The organism is Paracoccus amoyensis (assembly GCF_014490725.1).
Lineage (GTDB): Bacteria > Pseudomonadota > Alphaproteobacteria > Rhodobacterales > Rhodobacteraceae > Paracoccus > Paracoccus amoyensis.
This window is the reverse complement of record NZ_JACOQL010000001.1, coordinates 307,251-333,537: the sequence shown is the minus strand read 5'-3', so window position 1 is coordinate 333,537 and position 26,287 is coordinate 307,251. Positions and strand designations below refer to the sequence as shown.

Sequence of the window (26,287 nt, the reverse complement as noted above, 5' to 3'; positions counted from 1 at the left end):
GTCCCAGATCACATTCAATCTTTTTGCTTGCGACGCAGGCCAAAAACGCCAAGCGCACCACGCAGCAACAGCCCGGTCGCAGGCAACGCGACAGCCGGAACCGTATCGGACGCCTCGATCAGGCCTGAAACGGTTTCGCCAGCATCGCCGGAAACTTCGCCCACAAACAGAAATAGCGACGACAGGACATCAATCTTTGGCGCAAAAATCGCGGCCAGGATTCCCCATCCCCCAAGGTCAGCGAACCCGCGCCGAACCAGACCGCATCAATATCGTTCAAGGTCGCCCAGCCACTGTCAATCGTCGTCGCAGATGAAGACCCGTTGCTGGGTCCACCGGACGGCGACGGCGGGACATAAGCACCTTCATCGCAATCTCCCATACATAATCGATAACCGCCCCACAAAAAGTAGACGGCTCTGTTCAGATCACCATGGGTTGCTGTCGAAAACTTTCGGATTCTGCGCGGTGTTTGCCCGTCCTGCCTCAGACCCACTTGGCCATTGGTGGCAGGCTCATCAGGACTGCGTCAGCATTATGCCCCGTTTCCAGGCCGAATTTGGTTCCCCGGTCGTAGACCAGATTATATTCGGCATAGAGCCCGCGATGGATCAGTTGCTGATCCTTGTCCTCATTGGTGAAAGGCTGCGCCATATGCGCATCAGCCAGCGGAAGGAAGGCGGGCAGGAAAGCTTCGCCCACGGATCTGGTAAAGGCAAAATCGGCGTCCCAGTCCTGGGTATTCAGATCATCGTAGAAGATACCGCCCACGCCACGGGCCCGGCCACGATGGGGAATAAAGAAATACTCGTCCGCCCATGTTTTGAAGCGGGGGTAATATTCAGGATCGAACGGATCGCAGGCCGCGCGCATGGTGGCATGGAAATGGGCCGTATCATCGGCATATTCGATGCACGGGTTCAGGTCCGCCCCGCCCCCGAACCACCATGCGCCGGGCGTCCAGAACATCCGGGTATTCATGTGGACGGCGGGGGCATGCGGGTTTTGCATATGGGCGACCAGACTGATGCCCGATGCCCAAAAGCGTGGATCATCCGCTATTCCCGGAACGCCCCGTGCAGCCATGGATTTCTGCGCAGCGGGCGACAGCGTGCCATGAACCTCGGACCAGTTGACGCCGACCTTCTCAAACACCCGACCGTCGCGCATGACGGACATCAGCCCGCCGCCGCCATCATTCGCCCGTTCGGTCGGGGTGACGACAAAGCGACCTTCGGGGGCATCACCCGGTCCACGATCCTCCAATGCTTCGAAAGCAAAGGTGATCCGGTCGCGCAATTCGCGGAACCAAGCTGCAGCCTGACGGCGCTGATTGTCCATGGGGCACCCTATTGTTGATTTGCCAAGCCGGATTCGGCGACGCTATCTTTGGACAAATGCTGTAAAGAGGCCTGTCATGACCCGCAACGTCACTATTGTCGCAGCGATGGCGCTGCCCTTGCTATTGTCCGCCTGTGGCACCCCGCAAGAACGGTGCATCAGCCGAAATACAGATGAATACCGCACGGTCAGCCGGTTGCTGGCACAGGTCGAAGGCAATCTGGCGCGCGGCTATGCCTGGGAAGAACGGCAAGTCGTTCGCGATCGCCTGACCCATTGCCGCAGTTACTCTCGAAATCGCAAGGGAGAGGTTTCGGTCTATTATGAACCGTGCTGGCGCGATTATGTGGATACAGAACGCTATCGCGTGCCGATTGACCCGGTGGTGGAACAACGCAAACGCGACAATCTGGCTGCCCGCAAATCCGCCCTGTCCAATCGCGCGGCGTCAGTTGTTCAGGCCTGTCGCCAGGCCTATCCCGAAACTCAGGGGTGATATTTACAGAAGCTGCGCCATAACCGGGTCAAGCAGACTGCGCCCGCCATCGACTGTTAGGATTTGCCCTGTGACAAAGCGGGCGCCATCGCTGCACAGATATTGAACCGCCTCGGCCAGTTCATCCGATGCCGCGATACGCCCCATCGGCGTGCCTTTCAGGATTTGATCGCGCAATTCCGGCTTTTCTTTCAGGCCGGTCTGCAATTCATGCGACATCACACTGCCAAAGCGCACACCGTTCACACGAATCTTGTGCGGCGCAAGAACCAGCGCCATGCCACGGGTCGCCTGTTCCAACGCCGCACTGGCAATCGAATAGCCCAGCAAGGTGGGCACCGGCCGGTCAGCCGCCATCGAGGATATGTTGACGATTGCGCCTGTCTGATGACTTTCGGGGGCGTTTTCGGCCTGTTTTATCATCCGCTTGGCAACGAATTGCGTCAGCCGCACCCCGGCAAGAAGATTTTGCCGCAGCATTTCTTCCAGCGTATCGACTTCGGTATCCAACGGTTCCGACGCTTTTACCAAGCGATGCGTGTTGACCAGAATATCGACGCGGTCAAAGGCGTCCAAAGTTGTGGACAGCAGGTTCGCGATCGACAGCCGCTCTGCCATATTGCCGGCAAACCGGCGGACATGCGGGTTATCGGCACCAAAATCCAGAACAGCCTGTTCCAACGAGGCCTCGTCGCCATCGGCAAAGACGACATTTGCGCCGCGTTCGACAAAATACTGAGCGATTGAGCGGCCAATGCCCCGCCCCGCCCCGGTCACGATGGCGGTCTTGCCGTGTATCGACAGGCTCATCTGCGACCCTTTCGCGTATCGGTGCTGCGCCCATCGCGACCAGCGCCGGTCGCCTCGATCACCTTGAAACGATTGTCACCGCCAAGTTCTTTGACCTGCGCAAAATGATTGGCCAGCACGGCCTCATAAGGCAGGTGGCGGTTTGCGACCATCCACAGCCGCCCCGCACCGGTCAGCAACCGCGCTGCAGCGGCGATAAACTCTCCGCCAATACGCGGATCTGCGGTGCGCCCGTCATGAAACGGCGGATTCATGATGATGCCGTTGACCGGTTCCGGCAGCGAAAAATTCCGCGCATCGGCCCAGTGGAACTGCGCGCGTTCATCCTTGACGTTGTCACGCGCCGATTCAAGGGCGTCGTAATTCGCCTCGACCAGATGAATTTGCCCGATCCCGGGATGTTGCAGGGCCTGCGCCGACAACCAGCCCCAGCCTGCACCCAGATCAACCATACGCGTCGGCAGGCGTTCGGGCAGATGCCGGGCCAGCATCGCCGAGGCAGGGTCCACCCCGTCCGCAGAAAAAACGCCGGGCCGGGTCACGAAACCGGGCGCGACCTCTTTCGGCGCTGCGGCCCAGTCGGCTGGCACCCAGTTTCCTTGGGGAACGGCAATGCGAAATATCTTGCCATGCGCCTTGCTGTGGACTTCATCCACAGGAACCATTGTGCGCATTTCTTTCAGAATGGCGTCAACGCCATCAGTCTTTTGCCCGTCGATCCACAAGCTTGCACCCGGCTGCAATCGCGTTGCCGCATCAAAAATCCGCGCCCGCGCCTGCGGTTTGGCGCGCGGCAGAAAGACGATTGCACCGTCAAACTGCCCCTCGACCTTTGGGGCAACATCGAAACCGCGTGATTTCAGGTTCTGATAATCGGGGAAGCTACCCTGCTGGATCTGGGTATGGGCAGGGTCCAACGCAGACAGATCATCGCCAGCACGTGCGCCGATAACAAAAATATCGCCTCCGGGATGACCATCCGGAAGGGCCAGAGAGATACGTGTTGCCATTGTGCGGCTACTCTTTTTCCATAGTGCATTGCAGCGGATGCTGCTGGCGATGCGCAAGTTCCATCACCTGAGCCACCTTTGTTTCCGCAACTTCATGCGAAAATACGCCCACGACCGCAATCCCTTTGCGGTGCACCGTCAACATGATCTCGATCGCCTGTGCATGCGTCATATTGAAAAGCCGTTCCAGCACATGCACCACGAATTCCATCGGGGTAAAATCGTCGTTCAGCATCAAGACTTTATACATCGGCGGTCGCTGCGATTTGGCACGCGGCTTTACCGCCAGGTCTGACTGATTGTCGGTTTTGTCGCTGTCACTCATCCAATGCGTCATTGTAATCCGGTTCACACGCTGACGCCTGTATTTTGCAGGCTAATGTTGCGTTTCCTGTCCGCCATGCGGCGCACCTGTGGCTGGTCAGCCGCAATATAGTGATTTTCGCGGTTGATAAAAGCCCCGCGCAACAGATTGCCCGAGTTTGGAAAATTAGTTGAATGCACGGTTTCCTGACGGAAATTTGCATGCTATTATCACTTTATCAACGACGGGTGTGCGACAAAAGACACACCCGCATGAGGCAGAGAGACCGCGACAGTGAACCAACTTTCCCAGACAGCCCGGCTGTGGGCTTTCATCGTGCTGGCAGCACTGCTGCCGGCCAGCGTGTCAGCTGCTCCTTTTGCGGCATACGTGATGGATGCGCGAACCGGCCAGCCAATCTACAAGCAAAATGCCGACACGCGGCTGCATCCCGCGTCACTGACCAAGATGATGACGCTTTACATGGCGTTCAACGCAATCGAACGCGGGCAAGTCCGGTTGGATTCGCAATTCCTTGTATCGTCAAATGCAGCTGCCGAGCCGCCATCGAAACTGGGCCTGCGCGCTGGCCAGCGAATCGAGCTGCGCTATCTGATCCGTGCGGCGGCCATTAAATCTGCCAATGACGCAGCGACCACGATCGGCGAAAACATTGCCGGCTCGGAAGAGGCATTTGCCCAGCAGATGACACAGATGGCGCGTGCCCTTGGCATGCGGAACACAAATTTCCGCAACGCTCATGGCCTGACCCAAGAGGGCCATTATTCCTCGGCCCATGACATGTCGATCCTTGGGCGGCACCTGTTTTATGACTTTCCCCAGTATTACAACCTGTTCTCGCGTCGTTCGGCCGATGCCGGCATTGCCCAGGTTTCATCGACCAATCGCCGTTTTCTCGACAGCTACCAGGGCGCAGACGGGATCAAGACCGGCTATACGCGGGCCGCAGGCTTTAACCTGACTGCCTCGGCCCAGCGGGGAAACAAGCGCCTGATCGCGACCGTATTCGGGGGCACGTCGACCGCGCAGCGGAATCAGACGATGGCGCAACTGCTGGACTCCAGCTTTGCCCGCGTGCCAAACCGCGTCCGCGAAACTCGTCCGCAGGCGCCACGCCTGTTGGTTCAACGCACCGTGCGCCGCGCTCAGGTTGAACCGACGCCGGCAGCAACCCAGGCCAGCCCACAGCGACTGGTTCTTGAAACCTCGCAAAAACCGGCGCGTGCCAACCGCGCGGCATCCGCATCGACGGCAGCCACCACCAATCAACCCGATGCCTTGGCCGCAGCGATCCGCCAGGCACAGACCGAAACCGTGAATGCACCCGCAGCAGCAACAGCGGGGTTGGCACTGGCGGCCAGCGCCCGCCCCCGCTTGCGTCCCGGCACAAATGCTGGTGCGGTTGACGACGCCGTTGCGACTGCGGTGGCCTCGGCCGATGCGCCGCAATCGGCCAGCCTTGCGGCACCGGTTCTGGCCGCGTCGCATCGTCCGGTCCCCGCTCCACGTTCGCGTGGCAATGGATCGCTGGTCGCCAGTGCATCCAGCAACTCGGGCACCAACCCGGACGATATCGCCCGCGCCGTCGCCGCAGCCATTCCCGAAAGCGGCACATCGCTGTCATTGATGGAATCATCGGCACCCAAGCCTCGCTCGGAAACCGTTATTCTGGCAGCAATGGGCGAAGGCGATCTGGCAGATCCTGAAGCGGTCGAGATCGTGTCTCGTCCCTCGAACAGCGGACGCAACTGGGGGGTGACGCTGGGCCTGCACCGTTCGCGTGCGGCGGCAGAAGAATTGCTGATGCAAAGCGCCCTTCGGGATGGCGTGACGCTGCAAGGTGCGCGTCGTCAGGTCGCCGATACCAACCGTGGATTTGTGCCCAGCTTTGTCAACCTATCCAAAGCTGACGCCCAACTGACTTGCGAGCGCTTCCAAGCACGCTCGTACGAATGTCGCGTCGTAGCCCCTAAGCCTGCTGCGACATCAACTTGCAAAGGCGGGCAGTGCCCGCCTTTTTTCATGTGCGCGACGGAAGTAATCCGGCTTTCCGTTCATTCCTTCAGCGCATAACCTGCCATCTGCTTGAATAGGAGACTTCCATGCTGGTGATCCATGGCGTTACTCGCTCGCGCGCTTCGCGTATTGTGTGGCTTTGTTATGAGTTGGGTCTGGAGTTTGAGCAGATCCCCGTGATCCAGGCCTATCGCCTGCCGAACGCGGACGCGCCCGATGCACCGCTGAACACACATTCACCCGCATTTCTGGCGCTTTCGCCAGCCGGCGCCGTGCCGGTGATGCAGGACGGCGATCTGCTGCTGAACGAGTCGCTGGCCTGCACCCTGTATCTGGCGCAGAAGGCAGGCGGACCGATTGGACCGACCGATGCCACCGAACAGGCGTTGATGATGCAGTGGAGCTTTTACGCCGTGGCCAGCATTGAACCGGATGCGTTGACGATCCTGTTCCTGCACAAGCCCGGACAGCAACAACCCGGTGAGGATGTCGCCATCGTCACCAATGCGGCAGAGCGTCTGATCCGGCCCTTGCGTGTTCTGGAAACGCATCTTTCGACGCATGCCTATCTGGTCGGCGACCGCTTCACCGTCGCCGACCTGAACATGGCCGAGATTTTGCGCTACGCTCAGGGACATCACGAATTGATGGACCAGTTTCCCGCGACCCGGGCCTGGCTGGATGGCTGTCAGGCCCGCCCCGCCTTTCGCGAAATGTGGGCGCGTCGCCTGGCAGAGCCGGAATAGACCCCCATCTGTCGTCACAAGGGACAATTTTCCCCCAAGGGATAGCGTATTCGTCAGGTGCCCCTACAACCCCTTGCCGCGCCCTGCCCCGGCATGAGATAACCAGCCAAACCCGAACAAGAATAAGAGCAGAGCCGATGGCAGACGATCTTCTTTCCGCCGCCGATGCGCAGGCCGACAGCTATTCCGCCTCTTCGATCGAAGTGCTGGAGGGGTTGGAGCCTGTTCGCAAACGTCCGGGCATGTATATCGGCGGCACGGATGAACGTGCGCTGCACCATCTTGTCGCTGAAATCCTTGACAACTCAATGGATGAAGCCGTCGCCGGCCATGCCAGCCGGATCGAGGTCGAGCTGCTGGCGGATTACAGTGTCACCATCCGCGATAACGGACGCGGCATTCCGATTGATCCGCACCCGAAATTTCCGGGGAAATCCGCGCTTGAGGTGATCCTGTGCACCCTGCACGCAGGGGGAAAGTTTTCGGGTGATGCCTATCAGACCTCGGGCGGTCTGCACGGGGTCGGCGCGTCGGTCGTCAACGCGCTGTCGGATCTGATGGTCGTTCAGGTCGCGCGAAACAAGGAACTGTTCGAACAGCGATTCTCTCGTGGTATTCCGCAGGGTCCGGTAGAAAAGATTGGCGCGGCGCCGAACCGGCGCGGCACGACCGTCACCTTCCATGCGGACGAAGAAATTTTTGGTCATCACCGCTTTAAACCTGCCCGGTTGCTGAAGATGGTGAAGTCCAAAGCCTATCTGTTTTCGGGCGTCGAAATCCGTTGGAAATCAGCCATCGAGGACGGAGAAACCCCGACCGAGGCGACCTTTCATTTTCCCGGCGGTCTGGCTGATTACCTGACCGAGACGCTGACGAGTGCCAGCACCTATGCCGATCGTCCGTTCGCAGGCAGTGTCGATTTCAAGGAACGCTTCAATGTGCCGGGCAAGGTCGATTGGGCGATCAACTGGACGCCCGCCCGCGACGGCTTCATCCAATCCTATTGTAACACTGTTCCTACCCCCGAAGGTGGTACGCATGAGGCCGGTTTCTGGGCCGCGATCCTGAAAGGCGTGCGCGCCTATGGCGAGCGGATCAGCAACAAGAAAGCCGCGCAGATCACCCGCGAAGATCTGGTGATCGGCGGCTGCGCGCTGGTCAGCTGCTTTATCCGAGAGCCGGAATTCGTGGGCCAGACCAAGGATCGGCTGGCCACGGTCGAAGCCCAGCGGCTGGTCGAAAACGCCGTGCGCGATCACTTCGACAACTGGCTGGCGGCGGATACGAAATCGGCGGGCGCAATTCTGGACTTCCTTGTCCTGCGGGCCGAAGAACGCCTGCGTCGCAGGCAGGAAAAGGAAACCGCCCGCAAGACCGCCACCAAAAAGCTGCGCCTGCCCGGCAAGCTGGTCGATTGCAGCGCGACGAATCGCGACGGGACCGAACTGTTCATCGTCGAAGGTGACAGCGCGGGCGGCAGCGCCAAGATGGCGCGTGACCGCACCAGTCAGGCGCTTCTGCCGCTGCGGGGCAAGATCCTGAACGTGCTGGGCGCGGCCAGTTCCAAGCTGGGTTCGAACCAGGAAATCAACGATCTGTGCCAGGCGCTTGGCGTCAATATGGGCACCAGATTCAATGTCGATGATCTGCGCTATGACAAGGTCATCATCATGACCGACGCGGATGTTGACGGCGCGCATATCGCGTCGCTTCTGATGACCTTTTTCTTCACCCAGATGCGCCCCATGATCGACAAGGGGCACCTGTATCTGGCCTGCCCGCCGCTGTATCGCCTGACCCAAGGGGCGCACCGCATCTATGTCGCCGACGACGCCGAGAAAGAGCGTATGTTGGCCAAAGGCTTGGGCGGAAAGGGTAAAATCGACGTGCAGCGGTTCAAGGGTCTGGGTGAAATGGACGCCAAAGACCTGAAAGACACCACGATGAACCCCAAGACCCGCAAACTGATCCGGGTCAATATTGACGACGAAGACGGCGGAGAAACCGGTGATCTGGTCGAGCGTCTGATGGGCAAGAAGCCCGAGCTACGGTTTGAATATATTCAGGAAAACGCGCGTTTCGCGGATGCGGAAGAACTGGATGTGTGATCTCCTACAATAAAAATTGTAGACTGATCTGTTCAAAAGAGCTATTATTATAATAGTGAATTTGAATGGCGGGAAGCGTTCATGCTCGGGCGTTTTTTAGTAGTCTTTTTTGTTATTGTTGCCCCTCTCAAGGCCCAACCGGAAGATCTGCGGCATTATGTTTTGACATTCGAAAACAGTCCTATTCTGCAAGCTGAACTTTCAGGTCAAAAATCAATTAGACTAGCTATACAATTTTCTTTGATTCCCTCAATGCCACCTTATGAGCTGATCGAAAAGGCAACTTTAACGGACGACACTTGGAAGGCTACGATAAGCTTAACTCATCAAGATAGTCCAGAAAGATGGGCTTCGATAAGAGAAATTTGCATCGATATAAGCAAGAACGAAATTCCGAATAGCGGGTTTTTATTTAATACTCGATGCAGACCCTTGTTCGAAATATCTGCTAATAATATTCAGCAACCAACCCTAATCGATCAACGAACGTTATTGAACACAGAACAATATTACGCCGAGCAGGAACAGTCTTTACTAGAGCTTATTGAAGCTTCATCGCCTCAACAATTCCGAGAAAAACAAATAGAAGAGAAAATTAGAAATTTCTTTGAGGGTATCCCAGAAAATTTGATAGGGGATGATCAAATAAAACTCTACGCCCGCATGATTAGGTTTGCAAACTCAAACCAGCTCCAGCTAAACTGGACCGACTACTATAGCTTGAGAGATGAAAACAACAACGGTCCGATTAAAAAAATTTCCAACGCAATTAGATCAAATCCGGATTTGGCCAGCCCTCTATTAGGAGAGTACTTATTGGTAGATTTCGACAAGCAGGCCACAATATCAAACGCATCATGGGCTCTGGATTTACTTGATTCCATATCCTACTTAACAATCCAATCCCTCCATGCAAAAAAGGCCAATGCAGAAGCAACAGATGCCTCAGATTTATTGGAACTCGCCGAGCATTGTGAGAATTATAGAATAAAAAGCACAACCATAGACCTTACGAAATTTAAGTATAGGTGCCTTACAAACATAAAAGAAGTTATTCAGACATTTTACAATAACGCAGATCAGGAAATTCCTGGACAAATGCTGGAAGATATTTCGAAATCATTAGAATCCGCTTTTAGACTGACGGATCAACAAAATACTACAGATGGCGAAACAAAAGCATGTGCATTAGTGAAAAAATGGCGCCTTAACAACAGGCAGCTTACTGAAATGTGCAATGAGCCACCCTGAATATGAAGGAAAACAAGAATGAACGCCGATAAATCGCGCAATATCGAAAATGCTATCGCAAGAATTTTGATATGGAATACCGCCATCGCTGGAATAATAGCCACCATAGTAATATGCAGCTTCACAGGATTCGCCATTGCAGGAATTTTGAAAGGCGATAGCGAGGCAGTTCAAAAAAATATCCCGACAGAATTGAGCAACTGGGGTGGTGTTATAATCGGTTTTTATTTTGGCTCCGCTTTGACACAGGCGGGCGCACTCATTTCGGCTATCAAAGGGAGTGGGAAAACAATCACCGATGAAGGTCAATCGAACTCCAATCCCCCTATTGCCTAAAACCGCATTCCGACTGAAAAGCTGACTTCCTCACTGCCGATCCCGAAGCTTGCCGCGCCGAAGCTGAAACCGATCAAAGCGCCGCTCATGACTTGCGGAACGGTATGTTCGCCTGCATGGACGCGGCTCCAATCGGTCAGGACTCGTTCTTGCATCATAGCCAGAACAGGACGGTTGCCGCGAGAGCAATGGCAGACAGGAAGACCTTGGGGCAGGTCAAGACAACTAGCTGGCGGCATCAACCCGGAGCATCACCGTCAAAAGCCTCCAAACCATCGGGGATGGTTTCCCAAGCTACCTTGCCCGCGACGTGAATTGAGAATGCAGGCTCGAAGCTATCGGGATCATCTAGCGAACCTGCATAGAAGATTCGGAAGTGCGGTGCCGAACCCGGTATTGAAAACAATCGCGTGCCGCATGTCGGACAGAAATACCGCTCAATGCCAGCACCTTCATCGCTAGAGTCGGTATAGTAGCGGATTTCACCGGATATGCTGATTCCTGCTGCATCAAATCCGATGAATGGGCTCCTTCCGGCGCCAGACATTCGCCGGCAATGTCCGCAGTAGCAGTAACCCGAAAATGCCGGCGATTCAGTCGCCGTCCACTTGACCTGCCCGCACAAACAGCGGCCCGTGTGAGCTTTACGTTTCACCTAGCGAAATCTCTCTCAATGGATTGCCACCGTCAACGAACAACCGACCTGCGGGTTTGAGTGCAGATTTGATGTTCTTGATCGCAAGCTTTCCCGCTTCCGGATGACGGCCATCCAAGGCCCCGACACGCATCGCGAATGCTACGTCAAAAAGTCCGTCGCCGCTTGTAAGTTGGAACTGTTCAATTGACGACTGCCTGAACTCCAGCCGGCCCGATTCAATCTCGTGCTGCGACGCAGCTCGCGCCAGGCGGATCGCCTTTTCAGACCGATCGATGGCAAGCACAAAGCCGTTCCCGATGCGTAGGCTGATCTCCCGTGCCGCAACGCCAGGACCGCACCCGATTTCGAGTACGCGAAGGCCCTCCCTCAATGGAAGGGTGCTCACGAAGTCTGCGATCCTCAGCGAAACACCAGCACGCATACGCGAATGTTATACCGAATATGCTTTGAATACTACCGGCAGGTTCCCGTCCTCTTGTGTCGCGTAACTCCTAGGGTCAGGCCTCGTTCTTGCATCATAGCCAGAACAGGACGGTTGCCGCGAGAGCAATGGCGGACAGGAAGACCTTGGGGCATCTATCGTATCGGGTCGCTACGCGCCGCTAATCCTTGAGCCTGCCGAACATGATCTCGATGCGATTGCGGCGATCATTATGAAAAACAGGATGGCGGTAGACACAATTCCAAAAGAGCTAAGCAATTGGGGAGGTGTGATAATAGGATTTTATTTTGGTTCTGTGCTGACACAAGCCGCAACGCTCATTTCCGCACTTAAAGGGAACGCGCCCAACGCGACGCCTGGGAATGGTTCTGGCTCGAATTCCTCTGCCCCCTAGAATCGCATCCCGACGCTGAAACTGACTTCCTCACTGCCAATCCCGAAACTTGCCGCGCCGAAGCTGAATCCGATCAGCGCGCCGCTCATGACTTGCGGAACGGTATGTTCGCCCGCATGGACGCGGCTCCAACCGGTCAGGCCGGCGGCACCATAGGCGGCGGCGCCGGCGGCGATATCATCCTTGAAGCATTTTCCGGCCAGATCGCTGGCTCCGAAAAAGGCCGCCGCGGTATGGCCCGACGGAAATCCCTTCCCTTCGCCAGATGGGCGGCGGGAAATGGGCTGGCCATCGAAATATTGCTTCATTCCCCAGACCATCGCCGCCTGCAAGATACCCCTGACCGCGAAGTCTTCCAGCCGGTCGTCGCGTTCGGCGCAGACGGCGGCAGCCAGCGGCAGGCCGTATTTCATCGCGGTGCCGAATTGCTCGAAAGGATCAGCGGCCACCGGGCTTGCGGTCAATGCGACGGACAGGGCCAGCGCCGCACGCATCAATCATTCCCCAGACGAATGATGCGGTCCATCCGCCCAGCGAGTTCAAGGTTATGTGTCGCGATCAGCGCGGACAGACCCGTTTCACGCACCAGTGTCATCAGCACATCGAACACCCGGTCCGAGGTCGCGGGATCAAGGTTCCCGGTCGGCTCATCCGCCAGAAGCAGGGCAGGTGCATTCGCCAAGGCGCGACAGAATGCCACCCGCTGTTGTTCGCCACCAGACAGCGCCGCGGGGCGGTGGTCGGCGCGATGTGACAGGCCGACACGGTCCAGCAGGTCAGCGGCGCGATCCGCCGCCGCCCGTTGACCGGAGCCGTTGGCCAGTTGTGGCAAGATGATGTTTTCCGCCGCGCTGAATTCCGGCAACAGATGGTGGAACTGATAGACAAAGCCAAGCTGGTTCCGGCGCGCCTCGGTCCGGGGTTTGTCGGGAAGGCCGGTCATGTCGCGGCCGCTCAGATAAACCTGTCCGCCATCCGGGGTGTCCAAAAGTCCCGCGATATGCAGCAGCGTCGATTTACCAGCACCCGAGGGGGCGACCAAAGCCACGACCTCGCCCCTGTCGACGGTCAGGTCGATGCCGCGCAGAACCGGGACCGGGCTTGGGCCGTCCTTGCCATAGGTCTTGGTGACGCCATCCAGGCGCAGAACCTCATTCATAACGCAAAGCCTCGACCGGGTTCATGCGCGCGGCGCGGCGCGCGGGAAAGATGGTGACGATGAAGGACAAAAGCAGCGACAGGCCGACGGCGCGGAAAATGTCCCAGGCCCGCAACTCGGCCGGCAGGCGATAGATGCCGCGCACTTCGGGCTGCCAGGCGCCGCCGCTGGTGATCGTGTTCAGCAGCGCCATGATGCTGTCCACATTCAGCGCCAGAAGCACCCCAAGAATGACACCGATGATCGTCCCAATGATGCCGGTAAATGCCCCGCACAGGAAAAACACGCGCATCACCGCGCCCTCGGTCAGCCCCATGGTTCGCAAGATGCCGATGTCGCGGCCCTTGTTCTTGACCAGCATGATCAACCCCGAGGTAATGTTCATCGAGGCGATCAGCACCAACACCGACAGGATGACGAACATCACGTCATCCTCCATATCCAGCGCCGACAGAAAGCTGCCCGATGCGTCCTGCCAGGTCCAGACCTGCGCACCCTGGCCTGCGGCCTCGATCAGCGGCAGCGTCCAGTCCGCGACCCGTTCCGGATCTTCCACGAAAACCTCGACCTCATCGGCGACGCCTTCGCGGTTGAAATAGCTTTGCGCTTCGGCGATCGGCATATAGACGCGCGTGCGATCGATGTCATAGCGTCCGGCGCTGAAGATATAGGTGACGGTATAGGCCTTGACCCGAGGCGAGGTGCCAAAGGCGGTCTTGGCCCCTTCAGGCGCGATCAGCCGCACCTTGTCGCCCAGGCCAACCGCCAGTTCGCGTGCGATGCCAGAGCCGATGGCGATGCCCTGATCGAACTGCGCCAGATCGCCGACCGAGGTTTCCGGGTCAACGATACGCGGCATCGCCTTCAGATCGTCGAGCGACACGCCAAAGACTTCGGCAACGTTGGAATTGTCATTGGCCGATGCCATGACCTGCCCGCGAATGATGGCCGCCGTGCGCGTGACACCCGGCACCAGCGCCAGCTTGTCGGCCATCGCATCGTAATCCTGAATCCGACCGGGGACGACGTAAACATCGGTCGTGTATTCGTTGCGGATTTCCTGCGGCGCCATGTAAACGGTCGAGTGGGCATTCGCCCCAAGGATCGTGTCCACGAATTCGGTGCGGAACCCGGCCCGCACGGCCAAAGTCGCGATCAGCGCCATGACGCCAAGCGCAATGCCGATGATGCTGATCCATGTCATCACGCTGACGCCACCCTCGGCGCGGCGGGCACGCAGGTATCGCCATGCGATCAGAAATTCGTAACGGGAAAAGGGCGCGGGGCTGGACATAAGTGAAGCCTTTGGATTTGCGCGCAGACCCTTACCGCCCAACCCGCAAAGATCAAGCCGACAATGCCGTGAATTCGACAAATACCGATATTGCGGCAGGCCCGCTCAGATGCCACAAGATGCGGCTATGGCAAAACCGGTCACGACATTCACCTGCACCGCCTGCGGCGCGTCCCACAAGAAATGGGCGGGGCGATGCGACGCATGCGGCGCATGGAACACGATCATCGAGGAAGCCCCCCTGTCCCAAGGGCCGGGGCGCGGGTTGGGCGCGGCCAAGGGTCGTGCGGTTCCGCTCAGCGGCCTGCAAACGGTCGAAGCGCCGCCGCCGCGCAAGAATTCAGGCATGGCAGAGCTGGACCGAGTCTTGGGCGGCGGGCTGGTGCCCGGTTCGGCCATTCTGGTCGGCGGTGATCCGGGCATCGGCAAATCAACGCTTTTGCTGCAAGGCGCGGCAGCCTTTGCCCGTGGCGGTCTGGATGCGGTCTATATCAGCGGCGAGGAAGCAAGCGCACAGGTGCGGATGCGCGCGCAGCGGCTTGGCCTTGCCGACGCGCCCGTCCGGCTGGGGTCGGAAACCAACCTGCGCGACATTCTGACAACGCTGGATATCGAACGCCCGGATCTGGCAATCATCGATTCCGTCCAGACGCTGTGGTCCGATCAGGTCGAGGCTGCGCCGGGCAGCGTGGCGCAGGTTCGCGCCGCGGCGCATGAATTGGTCACATTCGCCAAACGGCGCGGCGTGGCCATCATCCTTGTGGGCCACGTCACCAAGGAAGGACAGATTGCCGGCCCTCGCGTCGTTGAACACATGGTCGACACGGTCATCTATTTCGAAGGTGAACGCGGCCACCAGTTCCGCATCCTGCGCAGCGTGAAGAACCGCTTTGGCCCGGCGGACGAAATCGGCGTTTTTGAAATGACCGGGATGGGGCTTGCCGAAGTTGCCAACCCCTCGGCCCTGTTTCTGTCCGAACGCGGCCAGCCCATCGCCGGCAGCGCCGTTTTCGCCGGGATCGAGGGCACGCGCCCGGTCCTGACCGAAATTCAGGCACTGGTCGCGCCGTCCACCCTCGCCTCGCCCCGCCGCACGGTCGTGGGGCTGGACAGCGGGCGGGTCAGCACCATCCTTGCAGTGCTGGAGGCGCGTTGCGGCATCCCCTTTGCCGGTCTGGACGTGTTTCTGAACGTCGCAGGCGGCATGCGCGTCAATGAACCCGCCGCAGATCTGGCCATCGCAGGTGCCTTGCTATCCGCCCGAGAGGACATGGCACTGCCGCCAGAGGCTGTCCTTTTCGGCGAAATCAGCCTGTCTGGTGCCCTACGTCCCGTCGCACAGGCGGAAAATAGGTTGAAAGAAGCGCAGAAACTTGGTTTTTCACAGGCGATTTTGCCTGACGCCCAAAAGGTCGAGGGCGCAGGAGGCATGCAACTGCGACGCATTGCCGATCTGACTGGATTCGTGGGTGAGGTTTTCGGCGCCGGCTGAACCACCTGATATGAAAAGAAAACCGGCACAGGGGCAATGCTATGGACGGTTTCACGATAATCGATGCGGTGGTGGCTGCAGTCATCATCCTTTCCGCGATTCTGGCATGGTCGCGGGGATTCGTTCGCGAATCGCTGGCCATTCTGGGATGGATCGGCGCTGCTGTTCTGGCCTTTCTGTTCGCCGGACAGATGCGACCGCTGATTGCGCAGCTGCCCTATCTGGACAAGTTTCTGGGCGATAGCTGCGAATTGGCAACAATCGCCGGTTTCGCGGTGGTCTTTGCGCTGGCACTGGTGGTCTTTTCGATCCTGACCCCGCTGTTTTCGTCGGTCGTGCAACGGTCTGCGCTAGGCGGGATCGATCAGGGCGCGGGCTTTCTGTTCGGCGTGGCACGCGGTGTGCTGTTGGTTGCGATTGCGTTCATCGTCTATGACCGCGTGATGACCTCGCAACAGGTCACGATGGTCGAGAACTCGCGCTCGGCCCAGGTGTTCGAGCGGATGCGCGGCCAGATGGACGAACAACTTCCCAACGACGCCCCAAGCTGGATCGTCAGCCGCTACGAACAGATGGTTCAGGGTTGCACCGCCACCGAAGCCGTCTCACCGGATCAGGCACCAGCCACCATCCCCGAGGGTTCGGCACCCGCGACAAACTGATCATCCACGGCATATTTTCCCGTGCATGTCGCTTTCGTGACGAAAAAGCGCCCTCGCCCTGCTGCGGGGGCGTGACTTTTTGTAGAACCCACACTACATAGCGCATGACAGCCCAAAGCTATTCAGGATGCCGTGATGCAACCATTTCTGGCCCATCCGTTCGACTCGGACCGCCTGCATGAAGAATGCGGCATTTTCGGAGCGATCGGCGTGGTCGATGCCTCTAGTTTCGTCGCCCTTGGCCTGCACGCCTTGCAGCATCGCGGTCAGGAAGCGGGGGGCATCGTCGCCTTTGATCCCGATCAGGGCTTCAACAGTGCCCATCGCTTCGGTTACGTCCGCGACAACTTCACCAAGCCGGACGTCATGGATACGCTGCCCGGATCGCTGGCCATTGGCCATGTGCGCTATTCAACGGCCGGGTCCAAAGCTGCAACGGCGATCCGCGACGTGCAGCCCTTCTTTGGCGAATTTCACATGGGCGGCTGTGCCGTCGCCCATAACGGCAACATCACCAACGCCGCCGCATTGCGCCGCGAACTGATCGAACGCGGCAGCATCTTCCAGTCGTCTTCTGACAGCGAATGCATCATTCACCTGATGGCGCGGTCCATACAGCGCAACATTCCCGAGCGGATGAAGGACGCCCTGCGTCGGATCGAAGGCGCATTCAGCGTCATCGCCATGACCCGCACCAAGCTGATCGGCGTTCGCGATCCGCTGGGCGTGCGCCCGCTGGTTCTGGGCAAGGTTGGTGACGATGGCTTTGTGCTGGCCTCGGAAACCTGTGCGCTGGACATTATCGGCGCCGACTTCGTCCGAGAGATCGAGCCGGGGGAAATGGTTGTCATCTCGAAAGGTCAGGTCGAATCGTCGCGGCCCTTCGGCCCCTCGACCGGGCGTTTCTGCATCTTCGAACATGTTTATTTCAGCCGCCCCGATTCGATCATCGGCGGTCGTTCGGTTTATGAAACCCGCCGTCAGATCGGTGTGGAACTGGCCCGTGAAGCCCCGATCGAGGCTGATCTGGTCTGCCCCGTTCCCGACAGCGGCACCCCCGCGGCCATCGGTTTTGCGCAGGAATCGGGGATTCCCTATGGCATGGGGATCATCCGCAACCAGTATATGGGCCGCACATTTATCGAGCCGACCGAACAGATCCGCAACATGGGCGTGCGACTGAAGCTGAACGTGAACCGTTCGCTGATCGCGGGCAAACGGGTCGTGCTGGTCGATGACAGTGTCGTGCGCGGCACGACCAGCCGCAAGATCAAGGACATGATCCTTGATGCCGGCGCAGCCGAGGTGCATTTCCGCATCGCGTCCCCGCCAACCGCATGGCCCTGCTTCTATGGCGTGGATACCCCGGATCGCGACAAGCTGCTGGCGGCAAATATGACGCCCGAGGAAATGCGCGATTGGATTGGCGTGGATTCCCTGGCCTTCGTATCGCTGGACGGCCTTTATCGCGCCGTGGGCGAAGCCAAGGGCCGCAATAACAAATCTCCGCAATATTGCGACGCCTGTTTCTCGGGCGATTATCCGGTGGCCCCCTTCGATCAGCTTGAGCGGGGGTTCCGCATGAAACCGGGTTCTGAAACGGCGATGAACGAAGCCGCAGAATAAAAAGAACAAGCAATAGAAAGCCGGGCGAAATCAACGCCCGGTTTTTTTTGTCGGTCGTTTTTTGTCAGTCGGGACCGAAAACGGTTTCGCTAGATCAGCGGGCCGATGCTGGTGAACGCGTTATACCAGACACGCTTCCATGTCGGCCATGCCCTGACCTCGGCCGGGGAGACCGGCGTTGATGAGGCGATGTATTCTAATTGTCGGTCGCGCAAATCCTGCGTCAACTTGCGATCCTTTACCAAGACATCATTTTCAAAGTTCAGGTCAAAACTGCGAAAATCCAGATTGGTCGATCCAAAACAGACCATTTCACCGTCGATCGTCATGATTTTCGAATGCAACAGACCGCCGTTGAATTCGACGATCTTGACGCCTGCATCGATCAATTGCGGGTAATAGGCCCGGCTGGCCGGTCCGACAAAGCCGGAATCATTGCGGCGCGGCAAGGTCAGGGTGACATCCACCCCCGCCAAGGCAGCGCCCATGATGGCATCCACGACAACCTCACCGGGTGAGAAATAAGGCGTCGTCATGATGATTTCGCGCCGGCCTTCACTCAGCATACGGGCCAGAAACTGCGCCGACACGCCTTTGCTCAACGTTGGACCGGTGCCGATGGCCTGCACCGTGATCCCGTCACTGAACGACACAGGATCATAGCGCCACGGCCCAAGTTCGATCGGCCTGTCCTCGAACCAGGTCTGGGCGAAAAGCAGGTCCATCTGCCGCGCGATCGGACCTTCGAAACGCACCATGACGTCGATCCACGGCGCGTATTTTGGTTTGGGGGAAAACTCCGGATCGGCGCAATTCTGGCTGCCGCAATGCAGGATACGGCCATCAATGACCGTAATCTTGCGGTGATTGCGCAAATCCACGCGCCGCACACAGGCGGTCAGGAACGGATTACCGATGGGCAGCGCAACCTGCGTTTCGATCCCGGCGGCCTTCAGATCATTCCAGGTCTGCGACCGAATAAACGCATGAGATCCGATCTGATCCACGCCCGCGCGGACCGTGACACCGCGCTTTGCCGCCCGGATCAGCGCCTGTGCCACATTGCGGCCGGTATTGTCGTCCAGCCAGATATAATAAAAGACGTTGATGAATTGCGTGGCAGCATCGAAATCTTCGATCATGCGGGCGCGCTGCTCATCCGGGCTGGCCAAAAGCTTTGCACGGTTGCCGGTCGTCACGCCAAACCCATTGATCGCAGTTGCAAAACCACTGACGGGGCCATGCCTGACAATGTCAGCCGGCTCTCCACTGGCGACGACCATGTCATGCGTCGCCTTGATCGCGGCGCGGTGCCCTCTGCCCTCACGCCCGCCAAAGCGGATCGTGGCATAGAGGAAGTAGAAAATGACCCCCACAAATGGCAGCACCAAAAGGGCGAATATCCAGGAAATCCGCGTTGTCGAGCTTAGGTCAGGCCGCGACAATGCGTGCGTCATCAGGGTCAGAAAAATCGCCGTATGGGCCAGAGCAAAAACGGTCAACATTGTCAAACAACCTTATGTAAACACGGCGATGATAAACATGACCCGGCAGGCGACAAGTGGTCATGGGTTGCTGTCGGACCAGGCATCGCGGATGCCTGCCGCTTTATCGAACGATGGTTTCCATAGGGTCATACCATGCGGCATGCTGGCCCCAGACGGCTTGCGCCAACATATCGGGCTTGTGCCGCAATTTTCGCAGATCCTTCCGCGATGCCCAGCAAAAGCGGTTCACCACACCTTCGGGATCATTCAGCATGATCCGATTTTCGTCCCGCAACATCGCGCGAAAGATCAAATCGACCTGATGAAAGCCGGTGGCGGGGTCATGAAATTCGTTGATCAAGATCGGTGCGCCGACATTGATCTGCAGGCCTGTTTCCTCGGCCACTTCACGGATCAGGTTTTCGGGCAGCGACTGGCCACCCTCGACACCGCCGCCGGGAAGGGTCCACAGATCCGACATCTGGCCCGGATAGGCGTTCACCATCAGCAGGCGGTCGTCGCGCAGGATCGCCGCGCGCACCGCAAGACGTGGCCGGGCCGGTTTCATCCGCCGATCCGGTTGACATGCCCCATCTTGCGGCCCGGTCGCGGATCGCCCTTGCCATAAAGATGAACCTGCAGGTTCGACGTTTGCAGCAACTGGGGCACCCGTAACACATCGTCGCCGATCAGGTTTTCCATCACCACATCGGCGTAACGCCTGCCATCCCCCAAGGGCAGGCCTGCGACGGCACGGATATGCTGTTCAAACTGGTCCACCGCGCAGCCGGCCTGCGTCCAGTGGCCGGAATTGTGCACACGTGGCGCGATTTCGTTGACCACCAGACCCTTCGGGGTGACGAACAGCTCGACGCTCAGCACGCCAACATAATCCAGCGCATTGGCAATCTTCGCCGCGATCAGCACGGCATCCGTCGTGGTCCGCGCAGGCAGGCCACAGGGCACGGTCGTCATGTGCAGGATACCGTCGCGATGGACATTCAGACCGGGGTCGAAGGCTGCAACACGACCGTCTGCCCCACGGGCAATGATGACACTGATCTCGGCTGTGAATTCGACGAAACCTTCCAGAACCGACGGCGCACCCGTCCATTCCGGGTGTGCGGCATCGGTAATCCGCACCTGCCCCTTGCCGTCATAGCCCATGCGGCGCGTCTTCAGGATCGAGGGTGCCCCAATCTGCTGAATGGCGGCGGGCAAGGCGTCCTGATCCGGCACATCGGCGAAAGACGCTGTCGTCAGGCCAATATCATTCAGAAACGTCTTTTCCGTCAGCCGGTCCTGCGACACCGCCAAGGCACGGCGGTTCGGGCGAATGGGCCGGATCGATTCCAGCAAGTCCAGCGCCGAGGTCGGGACATTTTCAAACTCATAGGTGATGACATCCACCGATTCGGCGAAGGCACGTAACGCGCCTTCATCCTCATAGGGCGCATTCGTCACCTGATAGGCAACATCGGCTGCAGGGGTCGCCCCCGGCTCATAGATGTGGCAGCGAAGGCCAAGCCGGCTGGCGGCAACCGACAGCATTCGCCCCAACTGACCGCCGCCAAGAATGCCGATCGTGCGAATGTCACTCATCCACCGGCTCCTCGGGGATGGATGCTGACAGCGCATCGCGCCACGCATCCAGACGTTCCGCCAGATCAGGATCGCTGATGGCCAGGATGCCCGCAGCCATCAATCCCGCATTGGCGGCGCCCGCCGGCCCGATGGCCATTGTGGCAACCGGAAAGCCCTTGGGCATCTGCAGGATGGAATACAGCGAATCCACACCGGACAAAGCGCGGGTCTGCACCGGCACGCCAATCACCGGCACACGGGTTTTCGACGCCATCATCCCCGGCAGATGGGCCGCCCCCCCTGCCCCGGCGATAATGACCTTCAGTCCACGCGCCGCAGCAGTCTTGCCATAGTCCCACAAACGATCAGGGGTGCGATGGGCACTGACGATTTTGGTTTCATAACCGATTCCGAGCTCATCCAGAATGGCAGCCGCTTCGCGCATCGTCGGCCAGTCAGACTGGCTGCCCATGATGATTCCGACCGGTTTATCCATTCGCCGCCCTCTAAATAAATGCTGCGCAGGCATACCGCGCGGGGCCGCGCTTCGCAATCTTATGCGATGATATCGGGGGTCAGTTCATCTTCCAGACGGGCAATTTTGTCCTTCAATGACAATTTTTGCTTCTTCAGCCGTTGCAATGCGACCGATGAGGTCAATTGCTGGGCGGACAATGCTGCAATCGCCTCGTCCAGATCACGATGCTCGCAACGCAACGCCGTCAGTTTCGAACGGACGATTTCCTCGTGCGACATGGTGTTTTGCATATTCATCTGGCACGCTTTGCTGGACAGGTTGATGTTATTTGAACTGTTTATACCCAGTCTTGGACCCGCTGTTAACAGAATCGTGCGAACAAAGCGGTTTTCCTTGCCAACACATCCCGAATGATCGCCGATTGTGATCACGAAAACCTTATGGGCTTGTTTCCCGGGCCAGCGGCACACATATTCGATACAAGCGGGTCGCCAGATGGGGCCTGCGGACGACAGTCGCTTAGAAGACAAAGGGCTGAATATGAGCAAGATTTCGTTGGGGGCACATCCCTATCTGCTGGGTTTCGATCAGCTTGAACGGCTGGCCGAGCGTGCTGCCAAGGGCGCTGAGGGGTATCCCCCCTATAACATCGAGCATGTGGCACCGGATGGCTTCAGGATCACATTGGCCGTGGCCGGGTTTTCCGAAGATGATCTGACGGTCACGATCGAGGACCGGCAACTGGTGGTTCGTGGCCGCATCACTGAACCTGACGAAGAGCGTGTTTTTCTGCACCGTGGCATTGCGGGCCGCGCATTCCAGCGCAGCTTTGTTCTGGCAGACGGGGTCGAAGTGGTTTCGGCCAACATGGAAAACGGTCTGCTTCATATCGACCTGCGCCGAACCGCGCCCCAGCAAGTCGTTCAAACCATTCCGATCAGCCGTAAATAAAAAGGGGATCATCATGGATACCAAATTCGATTTCGGCGACACCGGTGCCGTGACAAACACCGTTTACATCCGCCCGGTCGCCACGAAGACCTTGCCACATGAAATCCGCGAACAAGTGCCCGGCATCGACACGCTTTATGCGATGTATGACGGTGATGGCGAACGTCTGGCCTTGGTTCGCGAACGTTCGCTGGCCTTCATGTTGGCCCGTCAGAATGAACTGACACCGGTCAGCGTTCACTGAACCCATCCCTTCGACCGTCAAAAAACCCCCGCCCGCAACCGCGTGGCGGGGGTTTTGCTTTGCGGATCAGACGGCGCGTGGTGGTTGCCGCTGCGGATCGCCGGAATCATGGCAATCGTCGCAACAATGCCCGGTGGATAGCGCAGCGCGAACTGCATCCCTGCGGGATGATCATCCAGCCCTTGCCGTCCATGATCAGGTTCATGAAATTGCCCCGCAGCAAAACCACCGCCGCCACCCAAGGGGTGAAACCTGTAGCGGGCTGAATTTTCGCCATCGAACGGCTTTCTGAATGCGTGGGCAGGTGTCGCGGCGACCCCATGAAAGCAAACAGCCCCGCCTTGTTACGGGCGGGGCTGTGCAATTCACCGGCTGGGCAATCAGCGCAGGCCGATCAGGCCCATGCTTTCCAGCGTCAACAGAACCTGATGCGCGGCGCTGTCAACGTCGATATCCTGGGTATCGACGCGCAGTTCGGGCTTTGCGGGTTCTTCATAGGGGTCGGAAATGCCCGTGAACTCTTTGATCTTGCCTTCGCGGGCCAGTTTATACAGCCCCTTGCGGTCGCGGCGCTCGCATTCTTCTAGGCTGGTCGAGACGTGGACTTCGACGAAGGCGCCGTATTGCTCGGCCATTTCGCGGACGGCGCGACGGGTCGCGGTATAGGGCGCGATGGGCGCACAGATCGCGATACCGCCGTTCTTGGTGATTTCCGACGCGACATAGCCGATGCGCTTGATGTTGATGTCTCGATGTTCCTTCGAAAAGCCCAGCTCGCTCGACAGATGCTTGCGGACAACGTCACCATCCAGCAGCGTCACGGGACGGCCGCCCATCTCCATCAGCTTGACCATCAATGCGTTGGCGACGGTCGATTTACCCGAGCCTGACAGCCCGGTGAAGAAGACCGTGAAGCCCTGCTGCGCACGCGGGGGCGAGTTGCGGCGCAATTCGCGCACCACCTCGGGGAAGCTGAACCATTCCGGAATTTCCAGACCTTCGCGCAGACGGCGACGCAATTCGGTGCCGCTGATGTTCAGGACGGTGACGCCCTCTTCGATCTCATCGGCGGGTTCGTATTGGGCGCGTTCCTGCACATAGACCATGTGTTTGAAGTCGACCATTTCGATGCCCATTTCGCCCTGATGCTTGCGGAACAGTTCCTGCGCATCATAGGGGCCATAGAAGTCGACGCCCTGACTGTTCTTGCCGGGGCCGGCGTGGTCACGACCAACGATGAAGTGGGTCGCGCCGTGGTTCTTGCGGATCAGGCCATGCCACACGGCTTCACGCGGGCCAGCCATGCGCATGGCAAGGTTCAACAGCGACAGCGTGGTGGTTGCCTGCGGATATTTGTCCAGAACGGCTTCATAGCAACGCACGCGGGTGAAATGGTCCACATCGCCCGGCTTGGTCATGCCGACAACCGGGTGGATCATCAGGTTGGCCTGTGCTTCTTTCGCAGCACGGAAGGTCAGTTCCTGATGCGCCCGGTGCAGCGGGTTGCGGGTCTGGAAGACCACGACGCGCTGCCAGTTCAGTTTCTTGAACATCGCGCGCAGTTCGTTCGGCGTGTTCCGGCGCGAACGGAAATCGTAATGCGTCGGTTCCTGCAGGCCCTTGACCGGGCCGCCCAGATAGACCGGACCAGCGACGTTGTGCAGATAATTCACGGCCGGATGGGCCAGATCATCGGCACCAAAGACCTTTTCAGCCTCCAGCGACTTGTTCGGCACCCATTTATCGGTGACCGACATGACGGCCAGAATGACGCCTTCCTGATCGCGCAGGGCGATATCGGTGCCCGGCTCCAGCCCTTCGGCGAATTTCTCGGACACGTCCAGCGTGATCGGCATTGGCCACAGCGAACCATCGCCCAGACGCATCTCGTTCACGACGCCGTTGTAGTCAGCTTCGGTCAGAAAGCCTTTCAGCGGCCTGAAACCGCCATTCATCAACAGCTCAAGGTCGCAGACCTGACGCGGGCTAAGATCCCAGCTTGGCATGTTGCCAGCTTCGTCTTTCAGCGCGGCGGCAGTTTCGGGCGATACGTAAAGTTCGGGGATAGGCGAGTGGTTCGGATTGGTCATCATGTGCTCGGTCAATTTCGGAAACGGTTATTGACGTCAACCGCTTGAGGTTCGACGTAACTTCGGCCCGCGAATAGACCTGTGCGCATTGACAATCAACCATGGGCTTCTGTTTTCCGCTGGAAACCGCCGCAATGCGGCAATTCCGTCAATGCATAGGAGATGGATGAACCGCCCGGGCAATCCACCGGAAACCGTGGCATCGGCAGATCGTCCAGTTGGTGCGGCGTCATATGTCGAATATCGGGATGGTCCAGCAGGTCGTGAACCGGCAAGGGCGGGGCCAGAAACCGCATGATGCGGTTTCCCAGATGGCTGATGATGCTTTTCATGATTTAAATATACCTGCCGATTTTCATATACAGGATTGAGAAAATCGGATTCACAGTTTAGATTTTCTAAATGCGTGACCTGAACCGCATATCGCTTGTCGGCCTGCGCGCGATTGAAGCCGTCGCCCGTCTGGGCGGCCTTGTGCCCGCCGCGGCAGAGCTTGGCGTCACCCCCGGTGCGCTAAGTCAACGCATCTCACGGACCGAGGCGCAGTTGGGTCTGCCGGTCTTTCACCGCACAGCTCAGGGATTGCGACCAACGGAAACCGGCGCCTTGATTGTTGCCAGATTGTCGCGCGGCATGGCCGAGCTGGCAGCCGCCATCGCCTTGGCCAGTCCAGCGCAGGACGATGTTCTGAATGTCTCAGCCGCACCTTTGTTCGCCAGCCGTTGGCTGATCTGGCGTCTGCCCCGCTTCACTGCGGCCCATCCCGATATCCGGGTGCGGATCGAGCCTGTCTCTCGCATGGTGACGCCGGGGCTGGACGGGATCGACATAGGTTTGCGCGTCGGCAAGGGCGACTGGTCCGGCGTCCGGGCGGAAAAACTGCTGGATCAACGGGTCATGCCGGTTTGTGCACCCGCTTTGGCAGCGCGGATCACAGTCCCATCCGACCTGCTGTCGCTGCCGATCATTCGCGAAAACGACCGGCTGCATGGATGGCGTGAATGGTTGGTGCCGCATGGCATTGACGTGGGCCAGCTTCCCGACGGTCCCGAATATGCCGATGGCGGGTTGTGCCTTGACGCGGCAACATCGGGACAAGGCGTCTTCATGGCGTGGGAAACGCTGGCCATCGACCGTCTGACCAAAGGCAGCCTTACCGCCCCATTGCCCGGACGGGCGCTGACGGGTGATGCCTATTGGTTCGTCACCGCATCCGAAGGACGCCGCAAACCCGCAGTCGCGCGTTTTCGCGATTGGCTGACCAAAGAGATGAAGCAAGCCGCCTAG

31 protein-coding genes and 1 pseudogene are annotated in these 26,287 nt (G+C 58.6%); 12 read left to right on the top strand and 20 right to left on the bottom strand.

Features of this window, described 5'->3' with window-relative positions; translation table 11 throughout:
- Positions 1 to 14 precede the first annotated feature (14 nt).
- Both H4P12_RS01745 and hemF read right to left on the bottom strand, forming a co-directional pair.
- The gene (locus H4P12_RS01745) at positions 15 to 164 is read right to left on the bottom strand and encodes a hypothetical protein (RefSeq protein WP_187791860.1); all 150 of its coding nucleotides are present in this window, start codon (positions 162 to 164) and stop codon (positions 15 to 17) included.
- Positions 165 to 486: 322 nt separating this feature from the next.
- Positions 487 to 1,341, bottom strand: a complete 855-nt coding sequence (gene hemF, locus H4P12_RS01740) for an oxygen-dependent coproporphyrinogen oxidase (RefSeq protein WP_223115663.1) — start codon at positions 1,339 to 1,341, stop codon at positions 487 to 489.
- 76 nt (positions 1,342 to 1,417) lie between these two features.
- On the opposite strand from hemF, the gene H4P12_RS01735 reads away from it, so the two are divergent.
- Entirely contained in the window at positions 1,418 to 1,837 is a 420-nt protein-coding gene (locus H4P12_RS01735) for a hypothetical protein (RefSeq protein ID WP_187791859.1), read from the top strand.
- A 3-nt stretch (positions 1,838 to 1,840) separates the two neighbouring features.
- On the opposite strand, the gene H4P12_RS01730 is transcribed toward H4P12_RS01735, so the two are convergent.
- The 3 genes from H4P12_RS01730 to clpS are packed head-to-tail and all read right to left on the bottom strand — an operon-like array spanning position 1,841 to position 3,982.
- Positions 1,841 to 2,647, bottom strand: coding sequence for an SDR family NAD(P)-dependent oxidoreductase (locus tag H4P12_RS01730; protein WP_187791858.1), 807 nt, complete (start codon positions 2,645 to 2,647; stop codon positions 1,841 to 1,843).
- Entirely contained in the window at positions 2,644 to 3,657 is a 1,014-nt protein-coding gene (locus H4P12_RS01725; RefSeq protein ID WP_187791857.1) for a class I SAM-dependent methyltransferase, read from the bottom strand. Before H4P12_RS01725 ends, H4P12_RS01730 begins: the two co-directional genes overlap by 4 nt.
- Positions 3,658 to 3,664: 7 nt before the next feature.
- The gene (gene clpS / locus H4P12_RS01720) at positions 3,665 to 3,982 is read right to left on the bottom strand and encodes an ATP-dependent Clp protease adapter ClpS (RefSeq protein WP_246448785.1); all 318 of its coding nucleotides are present in this window, start codon (positions 3,980 to 3,982) and stop codon (positions 3,665 to 3,667) included.
- 372 nt (positions 3,983 to 4,354) lie between these two features.
- Here clpS and H4P12_RS01715 point away from each other — a divergent pair, with 372 nt between their 5' ends.
- The 5 genes from H4P12_RS01715 (at position 4,355) to H4P12_RS01695 (ending at position 10,439) form a co-directional block, all read left to right on the top strand.
- Positions 4,355 to 6,055: a D-alanyl-D-alanine carboxypeptidase family protein gene (locus H4P12_RS01715; protein ID WP_246448895.1), complete on the top strand. Its 1,701-nt coding sequence runs from the start codon at positions 4,355 to 4,357 to the stop codon at positions 6,053 to 6,055.
- A 29-nt stretch (positions 6,056 to 6,084) separates the two neighbouring features.
- Positions 6,085 to 6,744 carry a glutathione S-transferase family protein gene (locus H4P12_RS01710; protein ID WP_187791855.1) on the top strand — a complete coding sequence of 220 codons (660 nt, stop codon included), beginning with the start codon at positions 6,085 to 6,087 and terminating at the stop codon, positions 6,742 to 6,744.
- Positions 6,745 to 6,881: 137 nt separating this feature from the next.
- Entirely contained in the window at positions 6,882 to 8,852 is a 1,971-nt protein-coding gene (gene parE / locus H4P12_RS01705) for a DNA topoisomerase IV subunit B (RefSeq protein ID WP_187791854.1), read from the top strand.
- An 81-nt stretch (positions 8,853 to 8,933) separates the two neighbouring features.
- The gene (locus H4P12_RS01700; RefSeq protein ID WP_187791853.1) at positions 8,934 to 10,103 is read left to right on the top strand and encodes a hypothetical protein; all 1,170 of its coding nucleotides are present in this window, start codon (positions 8,934 to 8,936) and stop codon (positions 10,101 to 10,103) included.
- A gap of 18 nt (positions 10,104 to 10,121) precedes the next feature.
- On the top strand, positions 10,122 to 10,439 hold the full coding sequence (locus H4P12_RS01695; RefSeq protein ID WP_187791852.1) for a hypothetical protein: 318 nt from the start codon (positions 10,122 to 10,124) through the stop codon (positions 10,437 to 10,439).
- Here H4P12_RS01695 and H4P12_RS01690 read toward each other — a convergent pair.
- From H4P12_RS01690 to H4P12_RS01660, 7 genes and pseudogenes are all read right to left on the bottom strand, one after another.
- On the bottom strand, positions 10,436 to 10,597 hold the full coding sequence (locus H4P12_RS01690; protein ID WP_246448783.1) for a phosphatase PAP2 family protein: 162 nt from the start codon (positions 10,595 to 10,597) through the stop codon (positions 10,436 to 10,438). The genes H4P12_RS01695 and H4P12_RS01690 overlap by 4 nt on opposite strands.
- A gap of 80 nt (positions 10,598 to 10,677) precedes the next feature.
- On the bottom strand, positions 10,678 to 11,094 hold the full coding sequence (locus tag H4P12_RS01685) for a GFA family protein (RefSeq protein WP_343069747.1): 417 nt from the start codon (positions 11,092 to 11,094) through the stop codon (positions 10,678 to 10,680).
- On the bottom strand, positions 11,084 to 11,518 hold the full coding sequence (locus tag H4P12_RS01680) for a methyltransferase domain-containing protein (RefSeq protein WP_187791850.1): 435 nt from the start codon (positions 11,516 to 11,518) through the stop codon (positions 11,084 to 11,086). Before H4P12_RS01680 ends, H4P12_RS01685 begins: the two co-directional genes overlap by 11 nt.
- 94 nt (positions 11,519 to 11,612) lie before the next feature.
- Positions 11,613 to 11,744: pseudogene (locus tag H4P12_RS01675) on the bottom strand (transposase); the annotation flags it as partial.
- Between the two features lie 185 nt (positions 11,745 to 11,929).
- The gene (locus tag H4P12_RS01670; RefSeq protein ID WP_187791849.1) at positions 11,930 to 12,427 is read right to left on the bottom strand and encodes a phosphatase PAP2 family protein; all 498 of its coding nucleotides are present in this window, start codon (positions 12,425 to 12,427) and stop codon (positions 11,930 to 11,932) included.
- Entirely contained in the window at positions 12,427 to 13,092 is a 666-nt protein-coding gene (locus tag H4P12_RS01665; protein WP_187791848.1) for an ABC transporter ATP-binding protein, read from the bottom strand. Before H4P12_RS01665 ends, H4P12_RS01670 begins: the two co-directional genes overlap by 1 nt.
- Complete coding sequence (locus H4P12_RS01660) at positions 13,085 to 14,386, bottom strand: lipoprotein-releasing ABC transporter permease subunit (RefSeq protein ID WP_187791847.1); 1,302 nt, start codon at positions 14,384 to 14,386, stop codon at positions 13,085 to 13,087. The genes H4P12_RS01665 and H4P12_RS01660 overlap by 8 nt, the downstream gene beginning before the upstream one ends.
- A 127-nt stretch (positions 14,387 to 14,513) precedes the next feature.
- Between H4P12_RS01660 and radA the strand changes: the two genes are divergently transcribed.
- The 3 genes from radA (at position 14,514) to purF (ending at position 18,166) form a co-directional block, all read left to right on the top strand.
- Complete coding sequence (radA, locus tag H4P12_RS01655; RefSeq protein WP_187791846.1) at positions 14,514 to 15,878, top strand: DNA repair protein RadA; 1,365 nt, start codon at positions 14,514 to 14,516, stop codon at positions 15,876 to 15,878.
- 41 nt (positions 15,879 to 15,919) lie between these two features.
- Positions 15,920 to 16,540, top strand: a complete 621-nt coding sequence (locus H4P12_RS01650) for a CvpA family protein (protein ID WP_187791845.1) — start codon at positions 15,920 to 15,922, stop codon at positions 16,538 to 16,540.
- A 135-nt stretch (positions 16,541 to 16,675) separates the two neighbouring features.
- Positions 16,676 to 18,166: an amidophosphoribosyltransferase gene (purF, locus tag H4P12_RS01645; protein ID WP_187791844.1), complete on the top strand. Its 1,491-nt coding sequence runs from the start codon at positions 16,676 to 16,678 to the stop codon at positions 18,164 to 18,166.
- A gap of 89 nt (positions 18,167 to 18,255) precedes the next feature.
- On the opposite strand, the gene cls is transcribed toward purF, so the two are convergent.
- The 5 genes from cls to H4P12_RS01620 form a co-directional block, all read right to left on the bottom strand.
- Complete coding sequence (cls, locus tag H4P12_RS01640) at positions 18,256 to 19,671, bottom strand: cardiolipin synthase (RefSeq protein WP_187791843.1); 1,416 nt, start codon at positions 19,669 to 19,671, stop codon at positions 18,256 to 18,258.
- A gap of 103 nt (positions 19,672 to 19,774) precedes the next feature.
- The gene (locus tag H4P12_RS01635; RefSeq protein WP_187791842.1) at positions 19,775 to 20,221 is read right to left on the bottom strand and encodes an NUDIX domain-containing protein; all 447 of its coding nucleotides are present in this window, start codon (positions 20,219 to 20,221) and stop codon (positions 19,775 to 19,777) included.
- Entirely contained in the window at positions 20,218 to 21,255 is a 1,038-nt protein-coding gene (locus H4P12_RS01630) for a 5-(carboxyamino)imidazole ribonucleotide synthase (protein ID WP_187791841.1), read from the bottom strand. Before H4P12_RS01630 ends, H4P12_RS01635 begins: the two co-directional genes overlap by 4 nt.
- The gene (gene purE, locus H4P12_RS01625) at positions 21,248 to 21,733 is read right to left on the bottom strand and encodes a 5-(carboxyamino)imidazole ribonucleotide mutase (protein ID WP_187791840.1); all 486 of its coding nucleotides are present in this window, start codon (positions 21,731 to 21,733) and stop codon (positions 21,248 to 21,250) included. Before purE ends, H4P12_RS01630 begins: the two co-directional genes overlap by 8 nt.
- Positions 21,734 to 21,792: 59 nt before the next feature.
- Complete coding sequence (locus tag H4P12_RS01620) at positions 21,793 to 22,011, bottom strand: YdcH family protein (protein ID WP_187791839.1); 219 nt, start codon at positions 22,009 to 22,011, stop codon at positions 21,793 to 21,795.
- Positions 22,012 to 22,255: 244 nt separating this feature from the next.
- Here H4P12_RS01620 and H4P12_RS01615 point away from each other — a divergent pair, with 244 nt between their 5' ends.
- Both H4P12_RS01615 and H4P12_RS01610 read left to right on the top strand, forming a co-directional pair.
- Positions 22,256 to 22,666: an Hsp20 family protein gene (locus H4P12_RS01615; RefSeq protein ID WP_187791838.1), complete on the top strand. Its 411-nt coding sequence runs from the start codon at positions 22,256 to 22,258 to the stop codon at positions 22,664 to 22,666.
- 13 nt (positions 22,667 to 22,679) lie between these two features.
- Positions 22,680 to 22,910, top strand: a complete 231-nt coding sequence (locus H4P12_RS01610) for a DUF1150 family protein (RefSeq protein WP_187791837.1) — start codon at positions 22,680 to 22,682, stop codon at positions 22,908 to 22,910.
- A gap of 17 nt (positions 22,911 to 22,927) precedes the next feature.
- Here the strand turns inward: H4P12_RS01610 and H4P12_RS01605 are convergent, their stop codons facing one another.
- From H4P12_RS01605 to H4P12_RS01595, 3 genes are all read right to left on the bottom strand, one after another.
- Positions 22,928 to 23,152 carry a hypothetical protein gene (locus H4P12_RS01605; RefSeq protein ID WP_187791836.1) on the bottom strand — a complete coding sequence of 75 codons (225 nt, stop codon included), beginning with the start codon at positions 23,150 to 23,152 and terminating at the stop codon, positions 22,928 to 22,930.
- Positions 23,153 to 23,290: 138 nt separating this feature from the next.
- Positions 23,291 to 25,000 (bottom strand): bifunctional sulfate adenylyltransferase/adenylylsulfate kinase, encoded by a 1,710-nt coding sequence (locus H4P12_RS01600; RefSeq protein ID WP_187792445.1) that lies wholly within the window; start codon positions 24,998 to 25,000, stop codon positions 23,291 to 23,293.
- Between the two features lie 95 nt (positions 25,001 to 25,095).
- Complete coding sequence (locus H4P12_RS01595; protein WP_187791835.1) at positions 25,096 to 25,332, bottom strand: hypothetical protein; 237 nt, start codon at positions 25,330 to 25,332, stop codon at positions 25,096 to 25,098.
- A 70-nt stretch (positions 25,333 to 25,402) separates the two neighbouring features.
- Here H4P12_RS01595 and H4P12_RS01590 point away from each other — a divergent pair, with 70 nt between their 5' ends.
- The gene (locus tag H4P12_RS01590; RefSeq protein ID WP_187791834.1) at positions 25,403 to 26,287 is read left to right on the top strand and encodes a LysR substrate-binding domain-containing protein; all 885 of its coding nucleotides are present in this window, start codon (positions 25,403 to 25,405) and stop codon (positions 26,285 to 26,287) included.